This window comes from Bacillus cereus group sp. MYBKT14-1, assembly GCF_051915185.1.
Lineage (GTDB): Bacteria > Bacillota > Bacilli > Bacillales > Bacillaceae_G > Bacillus_A > Bacillus_A cereus.
Map to the genome: position 1 here is coordinate 1 of NZ_JBQAEF010000049.1, position 530 is coordinate 530.

Here is a 530-nt window from a genome sequence, read left to right on the forward strand (position 1 = left end):
CATATAAATTCCGTTTGTATCCAACAGAAGACCAAGCACATCTTATGCGTAAAACCTTCGGTTGTGTACGTTTCGTGTATAACAGAATGTTAGCTGAACGGAAAGAAGCGTATGAAAAACATAAAGATGATAAGGATCAACTCAAGAAACAAAAGCTTCCCACTCCTGCAAAATACAAAGCAGAATTTGAATGGTTAAAAGAAGTTGATTCATTAGCTTTGGCAAATGCTCAACTAAACTTGCAAACTGCCTATAAAAATTTCTTTCGTGGTCAAAATGACTTCCCAACATTCAAAAGCAAAAAAGACAGAAAGTCTTATACAACGAATGTAGTGAACGGAAATATTATGTTGCTTAACGGTCATATCAAATTGCCAAAACTGAAAATGGTACGTATCAAACAGCATAGAGAAATACCACAAGGCCATATAATCAAGTCATGTACGATTTCTATGACACCTACTGGTAAATACTATGTGTCCATTTTGACTGAATACGAAAAAGAGATCGTACAAAAAGAAGTAGAAACA

The 530-nt window shown here is 34.7% G+C and carries 1 protein-coding gene; it reads left to right on the top strand.

Annotated features, from left to right (window positions below):
* Positions 1–530 (top strand): RNA-guided endonuclease TnpB family protein (locus ACTFO4_RS30340; RefSeq protein WP_440018882.1); only part of this gene is annotated, 530 nt, incomplete at both ends.